The organism is Alteromonas sp. CH_MED4-4 (assembly GCF_037029575.1).
GTDB classification, from domain to species: Bacteria; Pseudomonadota; Gammaproteobacteria; order Enterobacterales; family Alteromonadaceae; genus Alteromonas; species Alteromonas macleodii.
The window spans coordinates 24342-33826 of the sequence record NZ_JAYMEU010000040.1 but is presented as its reverse complement, the minus strand read 5'-3'; the positions used below and the strand labels follow the sequence as shown (position 1 = coordinate 33826).

8 protein-coding genes are annotated in these 9485 nt (G+C 43.9%); 2 read left to right on the top strand and 6 right to left on the bottom strand.

All coding sequences use genetic code 11. The features are described from left to right. On the bottom strand, positions 1–2630 hold a 2630-nt coding region (locus tag WA381_RS19480), incomplete at its 3' end, for a Tn3-like element ISShfr9 family transposase (protein ID WP_336138588.1). A gap of 185 nt (positions 2631–2815) precedes the next feature. On the opposite strand from WA381_RS19480, the gene WA381_RS19475 reads away from it, so the two are divergent. Together WA381_RS19475 and WA381_RS19470 are read left to right on the top strand one after the other, a co-directional pair. After that, on the top strand, positions 2816–3061 hold the full coding sequence (locus WA381_RS19475) for a DUF5676 family membrane protein (RefSeq protein ID WP_012516913.1): 246 nt from the start codon (positions 2816–2818) through the stop codon (positions 3059–3061). Positions 3062–3162: 101 nt separating this feature from the next. After that, entirely contained in the window at positions 3163–3318 is a 156-nt protein-coding gene (locus WA381_RS19470) for a hypothetical protein (protein ID WP_012516914.1), read from the top strand. A 155-nt stretch (positions 3319–3473) separates the two neighbouring features. Here WA381_RS19470 and WA381_RS19465 read toward each other — a convergent pair whose 3' ends face one another. From WA381_RS19465 to WA381_RS19445, 5 genes are all read right to left on the bottom strand, one after another. Continuing rightward, positions 3474–4799: an APC family permease gene (locus WA381_RS19465; RefSeq protein ID WP_012516915.1), complete on the bottom strand. Its 1326-nt coding sequence runs from the start codon at positions 4797–4799 to the stop codon at positions 3474–3476. 157 nt (positions 4800–4956) lie between these two features. Beyond that, entirely contained in the window at positions 4957–5703 is a 747-nt protein-coding gene (locus WA381_RS19460; RefSeq protein WP_156087449.1) for a copper resistance protein B, read from the bottom strand. Between the two features lie 9 nt (positions 5704–5712). Then, the gene (locus WA381_RS19455; protein ID WP_012516917.1) at positions 5713–7527 is read right to left on the bottom strand and encodes a copper resistance system multicopper oxidase; all 1815 of its coding nucleotides are present in this window, start codon (positions 7525–7527) and stop codon (positions 5713–5715) included. Positions 7528–8192: 665 nt separating this feature from the next. Continuing rightward, entirely contained in the window at positions 8193–8924 is a 732-nt protein-coding gene (locus tag WA381_RS19450; protein WP_012516918.1) for a MauE/DoxX family redox-associated membrane protein, read from the bottom strand. Beyond that, positions 8917–9447, bottom strand: a complete 531-nt coding sequence (locus tag WA381_RS19445; protein ID WP_012516919.1) for a DUF305 domain-containing protein — start codon at positions 9445–9447, stop codon at positions 8917–8919. The genes WA381_RS19450 and WA381_RS19445 overlap by 8 nt, the downstream gene beginning before the upstream one ends. Positions 9448–9485 lie beyond the last annotated feature (38 nt).

Genomic DNA, 9485 nt, shown 5'->3' with positions numbered 1-9485 from the left:
CGCAAACTGGCATTGTCTATGTAATCCAGTAAATATTGCGCTTTGACCAGTCGATTATACTCCGTCAGCGCCTGTAATGTCGGGTGCCCCGAAGGATAACCAGACAACTTTCTTACCAGCATTGCCTGTGTCGTTCGCTTTGTCTGAAGTGACAGAACAATGCGCCTAATATCCTGCCATCCCGTTTCGATGACATTCGTCCTGATGGGCTTTTTCAGGGCAAGGTTGGTGCCGCCGTGTTCATTTTCAGTTACGTCAAACAGATCATTGATGACACTACTGAACTGCGCGTATCGCGGTGCAAAACTGTAACCGCATAGATCCAGTAAGGCGAAGTTAACATGATTGACACCGTGTGTATCTGTCGAGAGTACGTCAGGTTTGATTTCACTGCTGTTGGATTGTAACAGGTCATAAATATAGTGTGATTCGTGCTCGTTGGAACCGATGATCCGAGCATTGAGGGCGCTGTGGTTGGCCACCAGTGTCATGGCCGTGATCCCTTTGTTGGTGCCGAAATACTTAGAGGAGTACCGGGTTTTAAAGGTTTCCAGATGGGTTTCGAATTTCTGACCATCCGCACTGGCATGCAGCTGGTCCTCCTGAATATGGTAGTGGCGGAAGATGGGTAGCGCTGCAACCGCATTATTGATCACGTCGCTGGCGTCATGCAGCGTTTCAGGCCGGATATAGTTGGCCTGCACCGTACTCAGGTGTTCATAGCTTCGATCGGAGATCTGCGCCATGCCATACACACCACGGTGAGTGGCGTTGGCAATCAGAATGGCCAGTAAATCATCCTGATGAGTGAACCCTTGTTTTTGTATCGGAAGTACATGAGTCAGACATTTCATGAACCCGGTTTCGCGCTCTACATACCGCAGTACATCCGCGATACCGACCGGTTGCATTCGCTTAAAAAAGGGATTGTTGACCAGAGATGTAGCGCTTTTGGTCGGCAGACGCCAGCGGGTACCGGTACGATTTTTCATGATCACATTTCGATTGTCTCCCTCATCAATATGGAGAGCAACGTCTTTGAGTGCACTTTCCAGCCGGTGTTGTTTCTCCTGTAACAATAACTCTGCGGGCTGTTTTAGTCTGTCCAGTGTTGATGAGGCCAGCAAGGTATCCTGCGATGTCTGGGGGATCAGGTCGTCTTCCAGTGCGCGGTATTTGGTAACATTTGGCAAATAAATGCGTCCGTTCAGTCGCGAAGTCAACTGGCGGTAGAGCAGCCATTCGTAACGTTGCGGGTTAACGTTATCCTGTTTAACCAACCATGGGAGGTGCTTTTTCGGGATGAGCGACGTATCCATCGTCTTCAGTGGTCCACCGAATGCGATTTCCGTCTGCATCTGTTGAAGTTGGGCGACGACGGCTTCTGAGCCTTTACCGGCCTCACATTCAAGGCACAAGAACACCTGCCTTAACAGTTGCTCCAGGAGATTGCATTGTTCATCGTAATGTTGCCACTGGTACTCTTCCACGGTCCGTTTCTGTTTTTTCAGGTAAAGGCAGAGGGTCTGGATATCCCTGTCATTCATGACCTTCAATGCCTGTTGTCTGACTACTGAGAAGGGTTGATTATCATCAATGTTCTCATCCACAAACAGATGCAGTAACTCTGCCGCTTTCGTGACATTGTCCGCGGCTGACTGCCAGGACAGGAACACTGCTTGTTGTGCAAAGGTGTTGGCAGCTTCTTGTTGCTTGCGGATATGGTAAATGAACCCATCAGTTAACCGTTCCAGTGCCAGTTGTATCCGCTCTGTCAGGTGACATAGCAACCATAGATGCTGCTGTGCGCGTTTGAATCGTTTGAGTTTACTACCGTAATAGTTGATGAGCTCACCGAAGTGTTGTCGATTTTTAAGAGACAGATTAAGCCCATCGATAACGCCATTGATTTGCGTGCGCCATGGCGCTAACTGATGATAAAGGGCAAGCTCTTTTTTAAGTTCAGGTACGGTCAGACTTTTTGCACCGCCTCTGAGCTGGTTCAGGCTTAGTCCGTCATCAATGGCTGTTATGCTGTCCAGAAAGACGTGAAGTTCAGGACTGGTGAGTTGATTAAGTTGGTGCGCCAGGTCTTTTCTGACCTGCTGCATCGCTCTGCTTATCAGTCTCTGGAGTACGGTGTACCTAGGGATAGCAATGCTGTGACTGGTTAGGAATTCAATAGCAGTATCAAAGAGGTAACGCGGCTCCAGCCAGGCATTGCCCACCTGAACAAGGTGGTCGAAAAGAGAATTGAAGTGCTGACTTTCGTCCCATTTGTGATAACCAGCAAGGTCTAATACTTTTGCGTAGAGTCGATCTTTTTGTTTTTGTGAGGGAGTGAATGGTCTGAGCCCCTTGCCGCCAAGCAGCTCTTTACTGATGAACATTAAATCCTTAGAAACCTGCGAGTAAGCGATATCTAGGATGACGGGCTTTGATTTGAAGTATCCCAAAATCGCGACAAAGTAACATCTATGAGCTCTGAGACGAATTGACCGAAAAACTGCCAATTCCGCATCGTTCAGAGAAAAGTACAGACGTTGTTCTTCGATTGAAAAAATGGGTGGGGAATAAAGATCTGCCTGTTCTGCTCTCGTGAGAATAGTAATTTCGTTTTTGATGGCCATATCAGGGCTGTTCCGTATTAAATGTACGATATTTACCTAATTTGCCACACTTATAAGTAGTAACCCACCTCCGCAGCCATTTATTGGTGTGGTCTACAGAGGATTATGTCTTTTTAGAGGGGAAAATCCCTAGAACCCCATTATGATGCTGGCTTTAAGGAGGCGTAAGATGAAAATTCGAGAAAATGTATTTGCGTTCGCGTGCGCCGCATCGTTCAGCTTCGAGAGTGTTGTTAGTTGTTAGTTCTTTGTTCATTATTACAATGCCCGACATGATGTCACCCATGGCTGGTAATATAATGTTTTCAGACTGGCAAGGGATGATATGGAACGTGCCTTTATTGGGTGTAGTGATAGGCGGAGCTTTATGGGCTTTGTTCGCAGGTGTACTGGGTTGGCTTATTGCCAGTATTTACAATAGGCAGCTGTAGTAGTGAGGGCTAAATAAATAGTCAGTATTTGTCCTTTTAGCACAGGTACGATATTTGCTGATATCTACTGCCACATAAATTTAAACTAACGGTGAGATATTATGATAACCAATAATTCAGAATTAGCCTTACAGCAAGCCATGCAACTACCCAGTCAAACCAATACAGAGAAGCAGGGTTGTAGCCAGCCACCTGAGTCAAAAGGACAGGAGTTTGCTGAAATAATGAATACACTGAAGCAGCAAAAAAGCGGTTAAAGTGTGCCACGAGTAAAAATAACCGGCACGCTAATGCCGGTTAATTCCTTTCCTATTCATAACAACTGCGCTTACCTTTTAGGCTGCTACTCTGCCTACGCTGAATATTGTCTTACTCCGTCGATGTAGTTCATGAACAGCTTCAATGATTTGCATCAGTTATAATTTTTATCATCATCATCATACGCATGGAGCTTTAGAAACCATTTCTCAGCCGCGAATACGATAAGAAGTCCAGCCACAGAAATCCCAACAATGAAGATATCTGATTTTGCTTTCACCCACATAAAAGATAGAAGAACAATGATATCGAGAATAATTGCACTGACTAGTACCCAAGCTTTAGCTTGCACATCATCTCGTAAATGCTTGAACACTCCCCAGTGGATGAAGATATCCATTACGATATAAAAAACTACACCGATTGAGGCTATGCGGCTCAAATCGAAGAATATGGTAAGAAATATTGCGATGACTAACGTATAAATTAAGGAATGTCTTCTTATATCTCCCGGTAATGAAAAATGACGGTGAGGCACAAGTTGCATTGATGTAAGCATCGATAGCATTCTTGAAACAGCGAAGATGCTGGCAACGACACCGGAAGACGTGGCAATAATCGCGAAAGCTATAGTAAACCAAGCACCATACTGGCCGAATGCGGGTCGAGATGCTTCAGCAAGCGAATAATCTTTTGCCTGTATTATTTCGCCAATTGATAAATTTGCTCCTACTGCAACTGCGACAAAAACATAAAGTACCACACAAATGGATATAGAAATGACTATGGCCCTTCCTACATTTTTTTCTGGTTGTTTGAGCTCGCCTCCGCTGTTTGTGATTGTAGTGAATCCTTTGTATCCCAAAATACCAAGTGCCACGGCTCCGAGAAAACCGGTTGCGCTGGTATCTTGCGGTTGAGCTGAAACGCTCTCAAACGACAAACCGGTTGCCCACAGCCCACCAATTGCCAAAACTGCAAGTCCTGCTATTTTGATAAAAGCCATAATAAATGAGAGGGTCTGTATGAATTGATTACTCAAAATATTAACAATGAATGCCACAATAAGAAGACTCACGCCAAGCGCTGGTATAAGCCACTCAGCGCCCTGAGAGTCAAACAATTGTAGGACATAAGTGCCAAAAGTGCGGGCTACCAAACTTTCATTGATAACCATGGAAAAAAACATTAGCAATGCACAGGCACCAGTCAGCAGACCTCTACCATAGGCTTTTTTCAGAAACATGGCGATACCACCTGCAGAGGGGTATTTCTGTGCCATTTTGATGTAACTGTATGAGCTAAACCCTGCAATTATCGCTGCAACTAAAAACGCAAAAGGAAACCATGTGCCTGCCAGCTCTGCTATTTGCCCGGTTAAAGCAAATATACCAGCACCTATCATTACACCAGTTCCCATCGATACCGCGCCCCAGAGGCTTAACGAATCTTTCCTGTTTGAATGCTCGTGTTCATTCATATTGGTTACTCCTTTATGTCATGTGAGCCTGAGTAACAACAAAAGCAACCTGCAGCAAATATAAGGACACAGGCCCATTACAAAACAAATTCGAAGACGTGTAGAAAGAAATAACTGGCAATGGCATACCAGTTATTTCATTTTTAGCGTAGGGCGTTTAAAACCAAATCCTTGCACCTAACACTACACCAGTTTCACTGGTTGACTTGCCTTCAGCCTTTAATGCATCAGCTGTATTTCCCAAAGCTTTGCTGTAATAAACACCGACATAAGGTGCTACCTCCCTCACTATTTCATGCCGATATCGCAAACCAATACGAATATTACTCAACCCGCTTTGACGGTCATACTTTTCAGAATCGGTGAGGTTGGCAACAACTTCCAGTCGCGGTTGCAGATAGGAAACTTGACTTAGTTGCCAGTCATATTCGGTTTCATTGATGAACTGCATGTCACCGTCTTCGTTAATACGCAGTGAATTTTCCATTTCAAACCAGTAAGGAGCTAGACCTTGATAACTGACCACCGCATAGTTCTCCATATCCGCATCTGATGACAGCTCTCCCTTTGTGCCCACACCAAATTGTATAGACCAAAAAGAAGAAACTAGATAACCGTACAACAGTTCTGCTCGTTCCAGATCAGTAGGCATTCCATCGTTTTGTGTATTTTCGCCTTCGCTTTTAAAAACAAGACGATGGTAATCTCCGCCATACCACGCTTGCATGTCCCAGACCCCTATATTTTGCTGCTCATCAGTGCGATTATATTCAAGTCGGTCAAATAGAACTTGGCCAAAATATTCATTAGGAATAGGAGATGGCCAGTCATCTCTTGATTGAGCCAAAGCATTGTCAACGCTCAAAGTTAATGTTATTAGGCCTGCTATTAATATCTGTTTCATTTTAATCTCCTATGCGACCTGTACAACACGAAACATACCTGCTTCCATGTGGTATAGCAGGTGACAATGAAACGCCCACTCACCGGGGGCATCTGCGCTGATTTGTAACGAGACCTTCTCTCCAGGCTTGAGGCTGATCGTGTGTTTACGAGGTCTTGGATATTGGCCGTTTTCAAGTTCCATCCACATACCATGTAAATGAATAGGGTGATCCATCATAGTGTCATTAACCAAGATCAGACGTAGTCTCTCGCCATAATTGAAACGTACATATCCGTCTACTTCACTAAACTTTTTGCCATCGAACGACCACATGTACCTTTCCATATTGCCCGTTAAGTGAAGCTCAATTTGACGTTCCGGCTCTCTTTCGTCAGGCCAAGGACTTTCACCGACTAAATCTGTATAAACAAGGACACGATGTGGGCTGTCTTCCAAACCGATCCCAGGTTCATCCAACCTAGAGCTTGGATTTTTAGCAATCATCGCTGCACCAGCGCCGTGCCCGTCTTCGCTGTGGACAATGTCTATGCTTTCTACTGGGAGCTTTTTGGAGGGGGTCATTTCTCCTTCCATTTGGGTGCCATGCATTGTATGGGCGCTATGCTGCCCCATTCCTTTCATTTCACCTTTTGGAGCAGCCATGCCCGAGCTGTCGACCTTGGACTTATCCATATTCATGCCTTTCATACCAGACATGTCCATCCCCATCGCCGCCATGCCACGCTCTGTGATAACTCGCTGTGGGGGAACCTCTGCAGTAAGGCCAATTGACGGGGTTAGGGTGCCACGCGCATATCCACTTCTATCAAAACTTTCCGCAAAAAAGGTATAAGCTTTTCGCTCTTTTGGCTGAACGATTACGTCATAAGTTTCCGCTACTGCAATTCGAAACTCATCCACATTTACTGGTTTAACAGGCTGACCATCTGCAGCTACAACTGTCATTTCAAGCCCTGGGATGCGAAAGTCGAAATAAGTCATCGCAGAACCATTTATGATCCTCAACCGGATTTTCTCGCCTACTTTAAACAGGGCTTGCCAATTATCTTGTGGTGTCCGGCCATTCATTAAGTATGTATATGTACTGCCTGTAACGTCAGCTATATCGCGAGGGCTCATACGCATTGCACCCCACATAGCACGCTCTTCCCATGTATCGGCAAGCCCTTTTTTCTTTACGTCTTCTAACGTGTCGAAAATAGTTCGCTTTTGATAATTGTAATAACCTTCCGCTACCTTCAGTTTTCGCATAACGTCATGGGGGTCTGAAAACGTCCAATCGCTTAAAATAATTGTATGTTCCCTATCAGCCCCAATGTCCCCATCTGCGGGGTCGATCACAAGAGGTCCTAAATGGCCCAACTGTTCCTGGAGGCCTGAATGACTGTGGTACCAGTAGGTGCCGTTTTGCTCGACATCGAATGCATATTTAAATGTTTCGCCAGGTTTTATTCCGGCAAAGGAAACTCCCGGAACGCCATCCATATCTGGTGGTAAAATAATCCCGTGCCAGTGTATTGAAGTATCTTGGTTTAGGTGGTTAGTTACATTGAGGTGCGCTCTCTGTCCTTCTTTCAATCTAATCAACGGGCCCGGCATTTGACCATTGATCGTTATAGGTGAGCCCATATTTGAGCCTATTGGCAATTGCGCTTTTGACACATTGAGATTTTTAATATCACCTGTCAAAACTTGATCTTTAAAATGGCGACCAACAGGTGCTGCCCATAGAGGACTAACGTTGGTTAACGCAGCCGCAGCGCTTGAGGTCAGGGCAGCGAGCACAAATCTTCTGCGACCGTTGTCGATAGAATTTTTCATAGTTTTTAGCCTTTGAATTGATACTAACTGGACGAAGGAATTTCATCCATTTAAAAAGTATTACTAACTAAGTCAGTACCTTAGGCTATCGGGGGACGAAAAGGTGGAGTGAAAATTTTGGGGGGAACAGCTAGAGCGATAATGTCATACTGCTCAGCAAAAGTTGTTTCAAATTGACGAATGGGAACGTAAAAAAGACTTGCAAAGTGGTAGCAATTGGTAGCTATACACATACATCCATCATTGCAGCAACCTGATTTACCCGAATGCGAGGGGTGTCCATCAGTGTGAGCGCTTTGATGCTTAGAACTAGGTGAACTGCTACGTTTCTCCTCATGAGCGTCTGCGAATTTGTGAGAAGCCTTAGTTAATGAGCTATGTTCATCCATTTTCATTTCACACGCATCAACTGGCACGGTAAACAGTACCAATAAATATCCAATGCATAGTGTGAAAATAATAGATCTCATAACTTTGTATTTGCTCTCAACCTTTACGCGACGTTATTCCCTTAGAAAAGATAAGTCTTAAGGACACTTTAATCAATGACATTTGCTTGTAACTAAGATAAACAACTTCCTATGTAGTTAAACAAGCAGTCTTTTCAATCTTAAAAGCTGATAGAGTTACTTTTATTAAGTTTAGTCGATAAGCAACTCTTGTAACTAAAAAGATAACATGAGTAATGCGCCTGCTATCATAAAAATGTTTTCTGATAGTGAAACAAAACCTAACGGCACGTTACTGTCCCCACCGACACAAGCACATTTGAGCTCCCGTTTATCCACATATACTGCTTTAAAGACAGAAATTGCCCCAACGGTTCCTATAAATAGTGAAAATGGCGCAACAGCTATGGCAGGCAGTTGAGCTACCATTCCTATCCCCGCGTAGGCTTCAAGAAATGGGTAGATGTAACCATATCGAAGCCACCTCATTGCCAACAAATCGTAGGTTATGAACGAATTTGTAAAACTATACAAATCCTTCAATTTTTGAACTGCAAGTAGTGTCATTGAGAAAGCAATAAAGAGAACCAGTGTTCTTATAGAGATGAAGTCTTCAGAAACAAAAAACTGGAATGCTAACGATAGCAGAGCTGCCACAGAAAAAATCGCAATAACAGGTGCATAAGTAGTTCCGTTCTGCCCCGCTTCTCCTTTCCCGAAGTATTTACGAAGCTCATCATATCCACCAACTCGCTTTTCTTCGATGAAGGTTTGAGGCGTCGTTTCTACACCATGCTTTTGCTTGAAATCATCGGTGTCATTACGTGAAGTAAGATGATTGTCTTCTACTGAATAGCCTTCTCGCTCTAGTAAGTCTTTTGACCTTAAACCGTAAGGGCAAATGTGCTCTTTAGTAACCATTCTATATAGGATAGCTTTCTTACTCATTTTCCTTTCCTTTATTCAATTTACCTTCAAATTGAGGAATTGGACGCTGTTCGGCCTGTTCCTGAGTTGTTACCTTGCCATTCTTATTTATATCCTCTATCAACCACTCCATCTCCTTTATTTCCTTTCGCTGAGCTTTAATAATGCCGTTTGCTAATTCTCGTACGCGAACGTCTTCAAGGTTAGAACGCTCACTAGTCAAAATAGCTATAGAGTGATGAGGAATCATTGCTTTCGTGTAAGCGGTATCTGAAATGGTACTTTGTGAACGAACAAGATAGATACACAAGGCGAAAGTAAGTGCCGCTATTATAAAAATGGCTGTATTGAGTTTCTTGTTGCTATACATACCTAACATGAAAGCTAACATTATAATCGCCATGCCTGCCCCCATATAGAGTGCCATATAAGTCCTTGTCTCACTGAACCAGACATGCGAGATAGCGTAGGTATTTAAGTACATCATTAAAAACATCGCTACAGTTGAAGTTATTATCATTGCAGCGAACTTAGAGTATTTCATATGTAATCCTTACTTAAGAAATAGTTAATATTTGTAAA

What these genes read in the sequence shown, in the direction of transcription:
- WA381_RS19445 (WP_012516919.1), bottom strand. Translation starts at nt 9,447, where the DNA reads ATGAAATACTCTAAGTTCGCTGCAATGATAATAACTTCAACTGTAGCG.
- WA381_RS19460 (WP_156087449.1), bottom strand. Translation starts at nt 5,703, where the DNA reads ATGAAACAGATATTAATAGCAGGCCTAATAACATTAACTTTGAGCGTT.
- WA381_RS19470 (WP_012516914.1), top strand. Translation starts at nt 3,163, where the DNA reads ATGATAACCAATAATTCAGAATTAGCCTTACAGCAAGCCATGCAACTA.
- WA381_RS19465 (WP_012516915.1), bottom strand. Translation starts at nt 4,799, where the DNA reads ATGAATGAACACGAGCATTCAAACAGGAAAGATTCGTTAAGCCTCTGG.
- WA381_RS19475 (WP_012516913.1), top strand. Translation starts at nt 2,816, where the DNA reads ATGTATTTGCGTTCGCGTGCGCCGCATCGTTCAGCTTCGAGAGTGTTG.
- WA381_RS19455 (WP_012516917.1), bottom strand. Translation starts at nt 7,527, where the DNA reads ATGAAAAATTCTATCGACAACGGTCGCAGAAGATTTGTGCTCGCTGCC.
- WA381_RS19450 (WP_012516918.1), bottom strand. Translation starts at nt 8,924, where the DNA reads ATGAGTAAGAAAGCTATCCTATATAGAATGGTTACTAAAGAGCACATT.